We start from the raw sequence: 14,855 nt of genomic DNA, 5'->3' as shown, positions 1-14,855 counted from the left end.
GGCTTTCGCCATGTCCAGCCCTGCGCTGCCGTCCCGGCAGCGGCTCGTGCCAGAGCGCGAACAGCTCGACCTGTTCCGTGCCCTGCCGGGCGACATGGCGCCGCGCGACAGCCAGGATTTGATGGCCTTTCCGTTCTTCTCGCTGGCGAAGTCGCGGCGCGTGGCGCCGATCGACTTCCGCGCCAGCGGCATCACGATCCGCGTGGAGGGAACGCAGGAGCATGGCATCGCCACGATTTGGGATGCAGATGTGCTCATTTGGGCGGCTTCGCAGATTGTGGAGGCGCGCGACGCGGGCTTGCGTCCATCGCGGCTCATGCAGGCCACGCCCTACGAGATCCAGCGATTCATTGGGCGCGGTACGTCGCTGCGCGACTACCAGCGCCTCAAGGCGGCCTTGGATCGCCTGCAATCCACGACGGTGGCCACGTCCATTCGGGAGACCACGGGAAGACGGCTGCACCGCTTCTCGTGGATCAACGAATGGAAGGAACTGGCCGATACCAAGGGCACGCCCTTAGGGCTGGAGCTGATCCTGCCGGACTGGTTTTACGCGGGCGTCATGGATGCCGCGCTGGTGCTGACCATCGACCCAGCGTATTTCCGGCTCACGGGCGGCATCGAGCGATGGCTGTACCGGCTGGTGCGCAAACACGGCGGGCGACAGCCGGGTGGTTGGCAATTCGATTTCCGACACCTGTATCGGAAATCGGGCAGTGCCACGCGCTTCTCAGACTTCGCCTACGACCTGCGCGCACTGGTCGCGCGGCAGTCGCTGCCCGGCTACGTCCTAGGCATCGAGCGGATGCCGGACAACAGCGCCGAGCTGCTGACCTTCCGGCCCGTGCCGTTCGCGGCACGGGGATAAACGGTGCGCAGCTTGTGGACGGGCTCGTGCTATCAGGAGTACGAGGTATCGTGCTATCGGGAGTACGACTCTCGTGCTATCAGGAGTACGGATCGGCCGCAAAGCCAATAACGGCGCGGGTTTCGGCCTCCCCTAACTTCCCTAACTTAAAACATCTAACTGGTAGTAGAAGCGCCGCACCTCGGTGGAAAACCGCCACGCGGCGCGAAGCACAGCGGCAACAACCGGGCTTTCCAACAGGGAGGGCCAGGCCATGATCGTCGCGCTGCTCAACCAGAAAGGCGGCGTCGGCAAAACCACGCTGGCTACCCACATCGCTGGCGAGCTGGCGATGCGCGGCCAACACGTCGTGTTGCTGGACGCCGACCCGCAAGGCTCCGCGCTGGACTGGACGCAGCGCCGCAGCCAGCAAGGTTTGCCAAGGCTGTTCAGCGCCGTGGGCCTCGCACGCGAAACGCTGCACCAGGAAGCGCCAGAACTCGCCAGGCGGGCCGATCACGTCGTCATCGACGGGCCGCCGCGCATCGCCGCCTTGGCGCGCTCCTCGCTGCTGGCGGCCGAGCGCGTGCTGATCCCGGTGCAGCCCAGCCCCTACGACCTGTGGGCCAGCGCCGAGATGGTGGCGCTGATCCGCGAGGCGCAGGTGTTTCGGCCTGCGCTGCGCGCGGCCTTCGTCATCAACCGGCGCGTGAGCACCACGGTGATCGGACGCGAAGCACGCGGCGCGCTGGCCGAGCAGCCGCTTCCTGCGCTGCGCGCGGAAGTGCATCAACGCATCGTGTTCGCCGACAGCGTGGCTGCTGGCCGGCTGGCACGCGAGACGGCGCCGGACAGCGTCGCCGCGCGCGAAATCACCGCACTGGTGGACGAACTGCTGCGGTGGCCGACATGAGCAGCCCCGCCAGCAAGCGCACGACAAAGCGCGTCGGCATCGGCGCGCGTCCGCCCGCGAATCCGCACGCCGAGGCGTGGATTCGCCAGGGCGACGCCGATGCGCTGGGCAAGGGCGACCTCTACACCGCACGCCTGACGCTCGACATCACGCCCGCAATGCGGGCGCGCATCAAGGTGTCGGCGTTCACGCAAGGCGTGACGGTGGCCGAACTGCTGCGCGGCCTGCTGGAGCGCGAGTTTCCAGAACAACGCAGGGAGAACACACCATGACCGCATCCGCTTCGTCTGCCCCCGCGCCTGTTGCCTTCGCGGCCACGGCTGCACCGTCGCCGCCACTCCTAGCACACGCGACGGGGCCAACATCAACGCCGCTAACGCGCGTTTCGCTGGCCTTCCTGGAGCACCGTTTCAAGCTCTACCTGCGCTTCGGCGAACCGGCGCGCACGCTGCGGCTCGACCGCTGGCGCAGTCTCGCCGTATTCATGCCGAATGCCATGTTCTGCCGCATTCGCTGGCAGTCCACCGACTACGGCACTGTTCGCTGGCAGCTCATGGTGATGCAGGCTTGCACGCCGCTGGACGCGGCGCAGCGCATCCCCGGTGTGCAGCCGGGCGCACGCCTGCTGCTGCACACCGAGGGCGAGAACCAGGTGCGCGCCGTGCTGGAGCGCATCGACGCCATCGAGGCGCTGGGGATCGCGCCATCCGCCGCTTCACCCGCGTACTGGCGCACGCTCGCCAACCGGCTCGCTGCGCGCCTGCCGCTGCCCGAATACACCGCCGAGCGGCACGCCGGATGGCTCATCGGGAGGGCGCTGCCATGACCGCCGTTTCGACTGTCGGCACCGCGCCGCGTCCTCGCTCACGCCTGCGCGCTCGCATCGTGCTCGCGTGCCTGTCTGCCTGCGGCCTCGCTGCGCTGGCCTGGGCGTCCTTCGTGCATCCGCTGCCGCGCATCATCTACAACCCGTCCGACAGCGTGGCGGTCGGCTGGTATCGCGTGGAACCGCTCCACCAGCGTACCGACTCGCTGCACCAGCCTTTGTCCGTTGGCAGCATCGTCTTGACCACGTTGCCGGCAGACACCGCCGCGCTGGCCGCGCAGCGCCGCTACCTGCCGGCGCGCGTGCCGCTGCTCAAGCGCGTGGGCGCCGTCGCGCCGCAAACGGTGTGCGTGTTTGATGCGCTGGTCTGGATCGACGGCGTGCCGGTGGCCGCCGTGCTGCCCGCCGACCGGCTGGGCCGTCCGCTGCCTTCCTGGCGGCAGTGCCGCCAGCTTCGGCCTGGCGAACTGTTCCTCTTGAGCGTGACCAACCCGGCGTCGTTCGACAGCCGGTATTTCGGGCCGGTCAGCGCATCCGCCGTGATCGGCGTCGCGCATCCGATCTGGCTGGAATCCCGCCCATGATGGCCGTCGATTCGCTGCACGTTGCCATGCATCTCATCGTGCCATCGGGCGTGTCGTCCTGCTGGTCGTCGCCGTGTCGTCGCGCGTGCAGTGCGGGTGCATTCGCACCGCACTTCGCGCTGTCTCCGGCGCAGCCGTCCAACGTGCAGGCGTCTTGCCTCGAACGCGCCCGGCCTGCGGCCGTATCCGCGTTCGCCGGCGCGCTGGCTGCTGGTGCAGCAGCGCCACCGGGCCGCGATTGCCGGGAGCGGATGCGGGAGGCAAATGCGGAAGGCAAGACAAAAGGACGCGGCACCGGGCCGCGTCGAAAGCCTGTCTGCACGTGGGGGTGGCGCGGCACGGAGCGGCTTTGCCGCCGTGCCGCTTGGGGCGCGAAGCCCGCGCCGATGCAGTCATGTCCACGTGCTTCGCACGCCCGGACACGCCAGAGCTTGCAGGGAGCCCAGCCATGACCAACCGCCGCGATGACGATTTCCGCATCCGCCCCAGCGCCCCGAAGAACCGGGGCCAGGGCTTCGTTTCCAAGGTGCTCAAGCAGGCAGGAAAGGCCAGCAGCGGCAAGTCGGCGGTGCGCCGTCCTGGCGGCAGTGGCAAGGGCGCCGGCATCGGCCAGCGGCCCGGCTCGCGGCTGGGACGCGGCCACACGGCGGCGCGCTTCGCGGGCGCGAAGCTCACGCCCATGTCGCGGCGCGTGACCATCAAGACGCTGCTGGTCAATCAGCAGCGGGCCAGTCCGCAGTCGCTCGCCAAGCACCTGCGCTACATCGAGCGCGACGGCGCCGGCCGCGACGGCGAGCCAGGCCAAGCCTATGGGCCGCAGACCGATGCTGCCGGCCTCGACGCCTTCAAGGAACGCTGCGCCGACGACCGGCACCATTTCCGCTTCATCCTCTCGCCGGAGGATGGCGCGGAACTGGACGACCTGCGCACCTACACGCGGCATCTCATGGGCCGCATGGAAGCCGACCTGGGCACACGGCTGGAATGGGTGGCGGTCGATCACTGGAACACCGACAACCCGCACACCCACTTGATCGTGCGCGGACGCGACGACACCGGCAAAGACCTCATCATCGCGGGCGACTACATCGCCGATGGCTTCCGGCATCGCGCGTCCGAGCTGGCGACCGAATGGCTGGGGCCACGCACCGAGCTGGAGATCCAGCAGACCTTGCAGCGTGAAGTGGATCAGGAGCGATGGACGAGCCTGGATCGCACGCTCAAACGCGAACTGGGCGACGATGGCTTGGTGCATGTCGAACGGTTCAACGAACCGCGGCTGCAACGCCAGCGCCTGCTGCTGATCGGCCGCCTGCAACGCTTGCAGCGCCTGGGCCTGGCCGACGAGATGCAGCCGGGCACCTGGGCCGTCCACGCCGATGCCGAAAAGACGCTGCGCGCCCTGGGCGAGCGTGGCGACATCATCCGCACCATGCAGCGGGCCATGCGCGGCGAGCCGCGCGAGCTGGCGGTGTTCGAGGCGGGCGACGATGGCCGAACCATCCTCGGCCGCGTGGCCGCGAAGGGGCTGGCCGACGAGCTGCGCGACCGGGGCTATCTGGTCATCGACGGCGTGGACGGCAAGGCCCACTACGTCGCGCTCAACACCCGCGACGAACTGGCGAACTATCCGGCCGGCGCGGTGGTGGAGGTGAAGGGATCGGCCGATGTGCGCGCGGCCGACAAGAACATCGCCGCGCTGGCGAGCGATGGCCTGTACCGCACCGACCACCACCTCGCCATCGCGCAGGGTCAGGCCATGCCCGGCCGCGATCCACAGGAAGTCGTCGCAGCCCATGTCCGTCGGCTGGAAGCCTTGCGCCGCGCCGGCATTGTGGAGCGCGTGGCCGAAGGTCTATGGAAGGTGCCGGACGATCTGCCCGAGCAGGGCCGCCGCTACGACGCGCAGCGCCTGGGCGGCGTGGCCGTGGAGCTGAAATCGCACCTGCCCATCGAGCGGCAGGCCCGAGTGATCGGGGCCACCTGGCTCGACCAGCAGTTGATCGGCGGCGGCTCGGGTCTGGGCGACCTGGGCTTTGGCGGCGAGGCCAAGCAGGCGATGCAGCAGCGCGCCGACTTCCTGGCCGAACAGGGACTGGCCGAGCGGCGCGGGCAGCGCGTGATCCTGGCGCGCAACCTGCTGGGCACGCTGCGCAACCGGGAACTGGCACAGGCCGCGAAGGACATTGCCGGCGAAACCGGCCTGGAGCATCGCCCGGTGGCCGATGGGCAGCGCGTGGCCGGCATCTACCGGCGCAGCGTCATGCTCGCCAGCGGGCGCTACGCGATGCTCGATGACGGCATGGGATTCAGCCTAGTGCCGTGGAAACCAGTGATCGAGCAACGGCTAGGTCAGCAACTTGCTGCCACTGTACGCGGCGGTGGCGTGTCATGGGAGATTGGACGGCAGAAAGGCATGTCCATCATCTGACGAGCAACCTGCTTCCGACGAGTCGAAACTGCGCCCATCCACGATCTGCATTCTCCCGCAATGGCGAGAGGCCAACTTAAGCGATGCGAGGCAGCGTTAGATCAAATTTAGTCGCTGTATCGCTGGACGTTGCCTGCACATGTCCACCATGAGCTTCGGCAATTGATTTGACGATGGCCAGCCCTAGCCCTGCACCTGCGTTCTTTCGTTGGCGGGCAGGATCTACTCGGAAAAAGCGATCGAATAACTTCGGCAGATCAGCCTCCGAAATTCGCTCGCCCGGATTTTCGACACTTATCGTTGTCCATCGCTCATCTTGCGCCAAAGCGACTGTAATACGCGACCCATAGGGAGTATGACGGATTGCGTTGGAAAGAAGATTGTTGAGCGCCCGCAGCAACATCTCACGATCCGCTCGTATTGGTTCGGCAGCACCCTTTGCGTAAAGTGTGATGTTGCGGTCTTCAGCTAATGCCTCGAAGTAGTCAAACAAACCTCGGATCAACTCAGCCAAGTCGATTTCGCCGAGGCGGAGATTTCGAGGGTCATTTTCCGTTTGAGCTAGAAACAACATGTCGCCGATCATGCGACTCATGCGATCAAACTCCTCCAAGTTGGAGTAGAGGATCTCCCGATATTCCTCTGCACTGCGGGGTTGCCCGAGCGCCACATGGGACTGCGTAATCAGGTTGGTAACGGGTGTACGCAACTCGTGCGCAATGTCGGCGGAAAAGTGCGACAGGCGGACAAACCCTTCCTCGATTCTGGCCAGCATGTCGTTGAAGGCGACCACAAGTTCAGCCAGTTCTATAGGTACGTCCAGAGGATCAAGTCTCACATCTAGCTTTGAAGAGCGGATCGTGCGAATCTCCTCGTTGACCTTGCGGATTGGAAGGTGGCCCCATTGCACGGCCAGCCAAGCCACCCCGAGCGCAATGCAGAGAACAAGGCAGGTCGCCCACCAGAGCATGCGCTTGAACTCTGCCAAGAAATCGAGATGAAAGCCGATGTCCATGGCAGCGACGATGCGGTAGCCAGGTGCCGCCGAATCGTCGGCAGGCAGTTGTAGCGCCACACCTCGATAAGACCTCTGATTCTCTTGCCACACCGTCAAATCGTCGGCGGTGATGCGGTTGACCAACTTTTTGCTGCTGGCAAGTTTCGACAGGTCAGGACCCGGCGTGGCATAGATGGTATTGCCCGGCCGATCATAGACACCATAGGTCATCCCATGATGTCCTGCCACTGCATTGGCTAAATGCTGCCGCAACTCATCTTTGTCCATGTCATTAGCGATCTGTCGCAACGGCTCTGCCAAGGCCGTGACCACTGCGTCCAGTTCATGGGCGTCCTGTTGGGCAAAGTGGTGCTCCAGGGATCTAACGACAACCCAGTTGAACGCTAGAAATACCAAGGTAGTGGCAATGCCAACCAGGACCGTGACCCTCAATGCAAGCGACGCGGGACGGCTTCGCCGTGGCTTATGGCGCGAGGTCATCATCAGGCGCATCGAGCGTGTATCCCATGCCACGTACAGTGTGGATGAGCTTTGGATTGAACGCATCGTCGATCTTTGCGCGCAGACGACGGATGGCCACATCAATGACGTTGCTGTCGCTGTCGAAATTCATGTCCCATACCTGAGACGCAATCAACGAACGCGGCAGAACTTCACCCTGTCGGCGTGCCAGCAGTTCGAGCAACGCGAACTCCTTGCTGGTGAGATTGATGCGCTGACCAGCGCGCGTTGCACGTCGGCGCGGCAAGTCCAGCACCAAATCGGCAACTTGGATGCGATCAGGCTGGCTCGGAGCGCTTCCGCGTCGCAGCAGCGTCCGCACCCGCGCCAGCAATTCCGAGAACGCGAACGGCTTGACGAGATAGTCGTCTGCCCCCAGTTCCAACCCCTTGACGCGGTCATCTACGCTGCCACGTGCGGTTAGAAATAGCACAGGGACTTGTTTGCCAGCATCTCGCAGCGAACGCACGATGCGCCAGCCATCGACATCCGGCAGCATGACATCCAAGACCACCAAATCGTAGGTCTCGCTCATGGCCAAGTGGTGTCCGTCCAATCCGTTACGCGCCAGATCCACGACGAACCCTGCCTCCATGAGACCTTGGCGGACGTAATCCGCCGTCTTGTTCTCGTCTTCAACGACCAACAGCTTCATCGCATGCCCCATGAAATCGCTGCGGCGTAAGGAATTTTGCCGCCCACGATGCCCCATTCATCTGCTTCTTAGGGGCAATGTAATAGTCGCTTCCTGCCACGAAGATGACGCGACCATTACATGAATGTAATCCAAGGGTCATTCATCCGAAAGTGGTCACTCCATAGCATGACCTCCATGCGTCGAACCGTGCCGCCCAAGACCAAAGGCGGCTCTAAAGACGACTTTCAAGTTATCTATGGAGGATTTCAGGCCATGCCGCCTCGTTCGCCCTTTGTAATCGCGCCCCCACTGGGCCTGTCTCGTCGGCGTTTTGTTCAGGGGCTGGCCGCTGGCGGCGTCCTGGCCGGGCTGTCCACCCCGGCGCTCAGGGCATTTGCCCAACAAGGCTCCGCGACGCGCGGTGCCGCCCCTGTGCTGAAGGGCACCGAGTTCGACTTGGTGATCGCCGAATCGCCCGTGAACTTCACGGGCAAGCCAGGCGTGGCTACGACCATCAACGGCTCGCTGCCGGCACCGACATTGCGTTGGCGCGAGGGTGACACCGTCACAATCCGTGTGACCAACAAGCTGCGTGAAGCCACATCCATCCACTGGCACGGGATCATCCTGCCGTATCAGATGGATGGCGTGCCGGGCATCAGCTTCAATGGCATCGCTCCCGGCGAGACCTTCACGTACCGCTTCAAGGTTCAGCAAAGCGGCTCCTACTGGTACCACTCGCACTCCGGCTTCCAGGAACTCACGGGCATGTACGGGGCGATCATCATCGAACCCGCTGGTGCCGAGACCATCCGCGCCGACCGTGACCACGTGCTGCTGTTCTCGGATTGGACCGACGAAGACCCGATGCGGGTGTTCACCAAGCTCAAGTCCCAAAGCGACTACTACAACTACAACCAACCTACCGTCTTCGACTTCTTCCGGGACGCCTCGCGCGACGGCATGGCCGCTGCGATCGACAAGCGCAAGATGTGGAACGAGATGCGGATGAATCCGACGGATCTCGCCGATCTGTCTGCCGCCACGCTGACCTATCTGGCCAACGGCGTCACCCCCGCCGGCAATTGGACGGCGCTGTTCCGACCGGGTGAGCGCGTGCGGCTGCGCATGGTCAACGGTGCGGGCAACACCTTCTACGACGTACGCATTCCCGGACTGAAACTCACGGTGGTGCACGTCGATGGTGTTGACGTGGAGCCGGTGACGGTCGATGAGTTCCGATTCGGTCCGGGCGAAACCGTCGATGTGATCGTCCAGCCACGGGATGACGCTTACACGATCTTCGCCCAGGCGATGGACCGGACAGGCTACGCGCGGGCCACGCTGGCCGTGCGTGAAGGTCTTCAAGCTCCCGTGCCTGCCCTCGATCCGGTCGAATGGCTGACCATGAACGACATGATGGGCAGCATGATGGGGGGCATGGACCACGGCGGGTCCGGCCAAGCCATGGAGATGACGGGCATGACCGGGATGACCGGGATGACCGGGATGGATCATGGGGCGATGGCTGGCATGAATCACGGCGCCATGAACCACGGTGGCATGGCGATGGATCACAGCCAACACGCCGCGGCTGCGGGGGGACTGGCCGTGCCCAGCACTACTGCTCGCCACGCTCGCACCGAGTATGGTGCCAGCACGGACATGCGCGTTGACATGGCGCGCACCAACCTCGATGACCCCGGCATCGGACTGCGCAACAACGGTCGGCGCGTGTTGACCCTCGCGGATCTGCATACCCCGTCGGGGCCGCTGGACAAGAGAGGCCCTGGCCGGGAGGTCGAACTGCACCTCACGGGCAACATGGAACGCTACGCATGGTCCCTGGACGGGCTGGAGTTCGGAAAGTCCACGCCGGTGCACTTCAAACACGGCGAGCGGCTGCGGGTCATTCTGCACAACGACACCATGATGACCCATCCCATGCACCTGCACGGCATGTGGAGCGAGCTGGAAAGCCCCGACGGTCGCTTCCTTGCGCGCCGCCACACCCTGCCGGTGCAGCCGGCACAACGCATCAGCTTCCTGGTGACAGCCGACGCGCTCGGCCGCTGGGCGTGGCACTGCCACCTGATGTTCCACATGGATGCCGGCATGTTCCGCGAAGTCGTGGTGTCTTGAACCCAGCGCACAAGGAAGACCAAGAATGTCCAAAGCACTCCCCACTCGCGCACTGGCCACGACGCTTCTGGCCCTGGTAAGCGTCGCCGCCCAGGCACAAGCACAGAACGACCATGCAGCGCACGGCCAGGCCGACGCTCAAACGGCCGCGCCATCCACTCAGACCGTGGCTCCTGCCGCCGACCCGCACGCGGGTCACGCGACGTCGGCGAGCGGCTCGACCGCGGCCCCGGCCATGGATCACGGCAACATGCAGATGCAGGGCGGGTCGGCGCCTCCTGACGCCCGCGATCCGCATGGCTACTCCAATGGCCTGACATTGGGATCGGGCGACTACGCCGTACCCGGTGTGCCGCGGCTGATGCTGGCCGACGAACACAGGTTCTTCTCGTTGCGCGGCGAAACCCTGGAACGCCGCTTCACGCGCAAAGGGGACGATTCCACGGCCTACGACCTCCAGGCTTGGTATGGGACGACCTACAACAAGGCCGTCGTGAAGGCCGAAGGCGATATCGCCAAAGGAAAGCTCGAAGAATCGCGTACCGAGCTTCTCTGGGGGCACGCCGTCGCACCGTACTGGGACACCCAGCTCGGCGTTCGGGTGGATAACGGAGAAGGCCCGAGCCGTCAATGGTTGGCTTTCGGCATCCAGGGCCTCGCCCCCTACTGGTTCGAGCTGGAGGCGACGGGCTACGTGGGAAGTGGCGGACGTACGGCGCTGCGTGTCGAAGGAAGCTACGAGCTGCTGCTGACCCAGCGACTGATTCTGGAGCCTCGTGCCGAATTGCAGTTCTATGGCAAGGACGACCCGGAACGCGGTATCGGCAAGGGCTTGGCCGAAGCGTCTGCTGGCTTGCGCCTGCGCTATGAATTCAGTCGCCAGTTCGCCCCCTACATCGGCGTGGAACGGGCGGGCAGCTTCGGACGCACCGCGGACTATGTGCGCGCCGAAGGTGGCCGCGCGCAGCAGACGCGCTGGGTGGCTGGCGTGCGATTCTGGTTCTAGAACCTTGTGGGTTTGATCATCTGATGAGAGGCAATCTATGAACATGCACTACGACAGAAGCCAGGGCAAAGTGCCGAGACGCCAAGCATTGATCGCTGGCTTGTTGGTGATGGCACTCGCAGGACCGAGCCTGGCGCAGAGCCGACCGATCGCCAAGGTGTGGAAGGACCCGAGCTGCGGTTGCTGCAAGGACTGGGTCTCACACCTGCAAGGCGCAGGCTTCGATGTGCAGGTTCTTGACACCGGGAACACGGCAGCGCGCACGCGGCTGGGCATCCCGCAGAAGTACGGTTCGTGCCACACGGCGCAGATCGGCGGCTATGCCATCGAGGGTCATGTGCCTGCCTCGGACATTCAACGCTTGCTGCGCGAAGCCCCGCAGGCCATCGGCCTCGCGGCGCCGGGCATGCCGGTCGGTTCGCCCGGCATGGATGGTCCGGCCTATGGTGGACGCAAGGACGCCTACGACGTGCTGCTGATCGGGAAAAACGGTAGTAGCACGGTCTATCAGTCGCATCGCTGACCATCCATCAACCCTTTTCCGTGGAGATATGCCATGCAGCATCAGCACACACAGACCCCCAGCGATCGTCCCCGGTTCTGGCGATCGCGCTACGGCGTGGCGTTCCTCATCATCGCCGCTGTCGCCGCGTATTTCCTGCTCAAGGAGCACACGGCACATGTTGCCGGCTATCTCCCCTTCCTGCTGCTGGCGGCTTGTCCGCTGATGCACCTGTTCATGCACCGTGGTCACGGCCACGGCGGACACGATCATGCCGCGCGTCAGGGTGAGGAAGGTGCCGCACCCGCCAAGGAGCAGAAGCAATGAGTCGCGTGCTCGCACCGTGCGAGCACGCGACGCCGCGCTTGTCTCCTTGCGCGCCTGCGGCCTGCTGCGATCACCAGACACCAACGGTTAACGGCGGAGGGCACTTGTCACTATGAATTCACCCAGCAAGTCTTCAGGACATGAGCACGCAGGCATGGCGGCGGGTGCCACAACGTCCGGCCCGCATACGCACCACCATCACGCCAGCCATGCCGGCAGTGACGACGCGGGCGGGTCCTCAAGCCACTCGCAGCCCGATGCCGCGACGCGCGATCCGGTGTGTGGCATGGCGGTCACGGCGGCGTCGGAGCACCGCTCCACGCACTTGGGGAACACGTACTTGTTTTGCAGCACCGGATGCAAGGCCAAATTCGACACCGATCCGGCGCGATATGCCAGCGGTGGCGCGGGCATAGGCACAGGCAGCGGCCATGCGCCGCATCACCATGCCAGCACCGCAGTTTCACCGGCCCCGGCGGCATCGCCAACCGCACCCGGAACGATCTACACCTGCCCGATGCACCCGGAGATCCGCCAGGATCATCCGGGAACCTGCCCCAAGTGCGGGATGACGCTGGAGCCCCTGCTGCCCGACCTCGACGACGACAACCCGGAGTTGCGTGACTTCTCGCGTCGCTTCTGGTGGACCTTGCCGTTGACGCTCGTGGTCCTGGCGCTGGCGATGCTGGGCGAGCGGCTGCACCTGATGGACATGGCTACGCAGAGCTGGGTCGAGTTGGTGCTGTCGTTGCCGATCGTGCTGTGGGCCGGCTGGCCCTTCTTCTCCCGCGGCTGGCTGTCCGTGGTCAACCGCAGCCCGAACATGTGGACACTGATCGGCCTGGGAACGGGTGCGGCATTCATCTACAGCGTCGTGGCAACCGTTGCGCCGGAAGTGTTTCCAGCCTCCTTCATGTCCATGGGACGGGTCGGCGTGTATTTCGAGGCCGCCGCCGTCATCATCTCGCTGACACTGCTCGGCCAGGTGCTGGAACTCAAGGCCCGCTCCCAGACTTCGGCGGCCATCAAGTCGCTGCTGGGGCTGGCGCCCAAGACCGCGCGGCGCATCAATGCGGACGGCAGCGAGGAAGACGTGCCGCTCAGCCATGTGCACGTCGGCGACCTGCTGCGCATCCGACCCGGCGAGAAGGTGCCGGTGGATGGCATCGTGCACGAGGGCAGCAGCTCGATTGACGAATCCATGCTGACCGGCGAACCGCTGCCCGTCAGCAAGCGCGCGGGCGACAAGGTCATCGGGGCCACACTCAACACCAACGGCGCGCTGGTCATGCGTTCGGAGCGGATCGGCTCGGACACCGTTCTATCGCAGATCGTCCAGATGGTCGCCCAGGCGCAGCGTTCCAAGGCACCGATGCAACGCATGGCCGATGTCGTTGCCGGCTACTTCGTGATGGCCGTCGTCGCCATTGCGGTCACGACGCTCTTTGTATGGGGATTCTTCGGGCCACAGCCCACCTGGGTCTATGGACTGATCAATGCGGTGGCCGTCCTGATCATCGCCTGCCCGTGCGCGCTGGGTCTGGCCACGCCGATGTCGATCATGGTCGCAACGGGCCGTGGCGCCACGCAGGGCGTGTTGTTCCGCGATGCCGCGGCGATCGAGAATCTTCGCAAGGTCGATACCCTCGTCATCGACAAGACAGGAACCCTGACCGAAGGCCGACCTGCTTTCGATCAGGTCGTCGCAGCACCCGGCTTTACGAACGATGAGGTGCTGCGTCTTGCGGCCAGCCTGGACCAGGGCAGTGAACACCCCCTGGCCGACGCCATCGTGCAGGCCGCGCGTGCCCAGGGCCTCCAACTCGTGAAGCCTCAGAGCTTTGAATCGGGAACCGGCATCGGCGTGCGCGGAAAGGTTGAGCACCGGCAACTGGCGTTGGGCAACACAGTGCTGATGGAACAGTCTGGCGTATCGGTGGAACCGCTCGTACCCCAGGCCGAAACTCTGCGCGGCGAAGGGGCCAGCGTCATGTACTTGGCTGTGGACGGGCAACTCGCGGGTTTGCTCGCCGTATCCGACCCGGTCAAGGGCAGCACCCCCGAGGCCCTGGCCGCGTTGAAGGCTGCGGGCCTGCGGGTCATCATGGCCACCGGGGACGGGCAGACCACCGCCAAAGCCGTCGGTGCACGCCTAGGCATCGACGAGGTGCATGGTGAGGTCAAGCCGGCGGACAAGCTCATGTTGATCGAGCGGCTGCAGAAAGAAGGCCGCATCGTCGCCATGGCCGGAGACGGCATCAACGACGCGCCGGCCTTGGCGAAGGCAGACGTGGGCATCGCCATGGGAACGGGAACCGACGTGGCGATGAACAGCGCTCAGGTCACGCTGGTCAAGGGCGACCTGCGTGGCATTGCTGTCGCTCGCACGCTCTCGGTGAGTACCGTGGGCAACATGAAGCAGAACCTCATGTTCGCCTTCCTCTACAACGCGCTGGGCATCCCCATCGCCGCCGGGGTTCTCTATCCCCTCACGGGCTGGTTGCTGTCGCCCCTGATCGCAGCATTGGCGATGAGCCTGAGTTCGGCATCGGTCGTGGGCAACGCCTTGCGGCTGAGAGCGAGCCGACTGTGACCGAAACATCTTTCAGAACCAACAGGAGTCTGCTATCGCCCAGCGAACCGTTTCTTTCGTTCCACGCCGTTGCGAAGGTGCAAGCCTTATCTCGGCATTTCGTTCTTAAACCACACCTCACACATCCAGGTAGAAACTTCTATGACCCGTTCACATTTCATCGCCAAGCTCGTCGCGCCGATCGCTGCTGGCCTGTTCGCCACCGCCGCATTCGCGCATCCTTCGCTGGTGTCTTCAACGCCGGCCGACAAGTCGCAGGTTTCCGCGCCAGCCACCATCGAGCTGAAGTTCTCCGAAACGCTGGTGCCGCAGTTCTCCGCCGCAAGCCTTGTCATGACGGGCATGCCGGGAATGGCGAGCCATGGCCCGATGAAGATCAACGCCAGCGTCGCGGGTGCCGGCGACGGCAAGACCATGGTCATCACGCCGGCACAGGCGCTCCAGCCGGGCGACTATCGCGTCGAATGGCGTGCCGTCTCCTCGGACACGCATCCGATCACGGGTAACGTCACCTTCAAGGTGAAGTAA

14 protein-coding genes are annotated in these 14,855 nt (G+C 64.6%); 12 read left to right on the top strand and 2 right to left on the bottom strand.

All coding sequences use genetic code 11. The annotated features are described in order from the left end of the window. The first annotated feature begins 10 nt into the window (after positions 1-10). The 6 genes from G4D77_RS11660 (at position 11) to G4D77_RS11635 (ending at position 5,601) form a co-directional block, all read left to right on the top strand. Positions 11-868: a replication initiator protein A gene (locus G4D77_RS11660; protein WP_012202390.1), complete on the top strand. Its 858-nt coding sequence runs from the start codon at positions 11-13 to the stop codon at positions 866-868. Between the two features lie 253 nt (positions 869-1,121). Further along, positions 1,122-1,760: a ParA family partition ATPase gene (gene parA / locus G4D77_RS11655; protein ID WP_012202389.1), complete on the top strand. Its 639-nt coding sequence runs from the start codon at positions 1,122-1,124 to the stop codon at positions 1,758-1,760. Beyond that, entirely contained in the window at positions 1,757-2,032 is a 276-nt protein-coding gene (locus G4D77_RS11650) for a hypothetical protein (RefSeq protein WP_012202388.1), read from the top strand. Before parA ends, G4D77_RS11650 begins: the two co-directional genes overlap by 4 nt. Next, on the top strand, positions 2,029-2,586 hold the full coding sequence (locus G4D77_RS11645; protein ID WP_012202387.1) for a DUF2840 domain-containing protein: 558 nt from the start codon (positions 2,029-2,031) through the stop codon (positions 2,584-2,586). The genes G4D77_RS11650 and G4D77_RS11645 overlap by 4 nt, the downstream gene beginning before the upstream one ends. Further along, the gene (locus G4D77_RS11640; RefSeq protein WP_012202386.1) at positions 2,583-3,170 is read left to right on the top strand and encodes a S26 family signal peptidase; all 588 of its coding nucleotides are present in this window, start codon (positions 2,583-2,585) and stop codon (positions 3,168-3,170) included. Before G4D77_RS11645 ends, G4D77_RS11640 begins: the two co-directional genes overlap by 4 nt. Positions 3,171-3,618: 448 nt before the next feature. Beyond that, a complete protein-coding gene (locus G4D77_RS11635; protein WP_016451568.1) occupies positions 3,619-5,601 on the top strand; it encodes a relaxase/mobilization nuclease domain-containing protein in 1,983 nt (660 codons plus the stop codon). A gap of 76 nt (positions 5,602-5,677) precedes the next feature. Here G4D77_RS11635 and G4D77_RS11630 read toward each other — a convergent pair whose 3' ends face one another. Continuing rightward, positions 5,678-7,099 carry a heavy metal sensor histidine kinase gene (locus G4D77_RS11630; RefSeq protein ID WP_462050507.1) on the bottom strand — a complete coding sequence of 474 codons (1,422 nt, stop codon included), beginning with the start codon at positions 7,097-7,099 and terminating at the stop codon, positions 5,678-5,680. Beyond that, entirely contained in the window at positions 7,083-7,775 is a 693-nt protein-coding gene (locus G4D77_RS11625; RefSeq protein ID WP_012202383.1) for a heavy metal response regulator transcription factor, read from the bottom strand. Before G4D77_RS11625 ends, G4D77_RS11630 begins: the two co-directional genes overlap by 17 nt. A 255-nt stretch (positions 7,776-8,030) precedes the next feature. Between G4D77_RS11625 and G4D77_RS11620 the strand changes: the two genes are divergently transcribed. From G4D77_RS11620 to copC, 6 genes are all read left to right on the top strand, one after another. After that, positions 8,031-9,899, top strand: coding sequence for a copper resistance system multicopper oxidase (locus G4D77_RS11620; RefSeq protein WP_213757987.1), 1,869 nt, complete (start codon positions 8,031-8,033; stop codon positions 9,897-9,899). Positions 9,900-9,924: 25 nt separating this feature from the next. Next, a complete protein-coding gene (locus G4D77_RS11615; protein ID WP_005408883.1) occupies positions 9,925-10,905 on the top strand; it encodes a copper resistance protein B in 981 nt (326 codons plus the stop codon). A 37-nt stretch (positions 10,906-10,942) separates the two neighbouring features. Further along, a complete protein-coding gene (locus G4D77_RS11610) occupies positions 10,943-11,428 on the top strand; it encodes a DUF411 domain-containing protein (protein ID WP_003090303.1) in 486 nt (161 codons plus the stop codon). Positions 11,429-11,461: 33 nt separating this feature from the next. Next, a complete protein-coding gene (locus G4D77_RS11605; protein WP_008063316.1) occupies positions 11,462-11,734 on the top strand; it encodes a DUF2933 domain-containing protein in 273 nt (90 codons plus the stop codon). A 154-nt stretch (positions 11,735-11,888) separates the two neighbouring features. After that, a complete protein-coding gene (locus G4D77_RS11600) occupies positions 11,889-14,327 on the top strand; it encodes a heavy metal translocating P-type ATPase (protein ID WP_079384337.1) in 2,439 nt (812 codons plus the stop codon). Positions 14,328-14,468: 141 nt separating this feature from the next. Further along, positions 14,469-14,855: a copper homeostasis periplasmic binding protein CopC gene (copC, locus tag G4D77_RS11595; protein ID WP_008063308.1), complete on the top strand. Its 387-nt coding sequence runs from the start codon at positions 14,469-14,471 to the stop codon at positions 14,853-14,855.

The sequence above is a fragment of the Delftia sp. WY8 genome (genome assembly GCF_018437695.1).
Lineage (GTDB): Bacteria > Pseudomonadota > Gammaproteobacteria > Burkholderiales > Burkholderiaceae_C > Comamonas > Comamonas tsuruhatensis.
The sequence above is the reverse complement of the archived record's forward strand: the minus strand, read 5'-3'. Positions and strand labels throughout refer to the sequence as shown.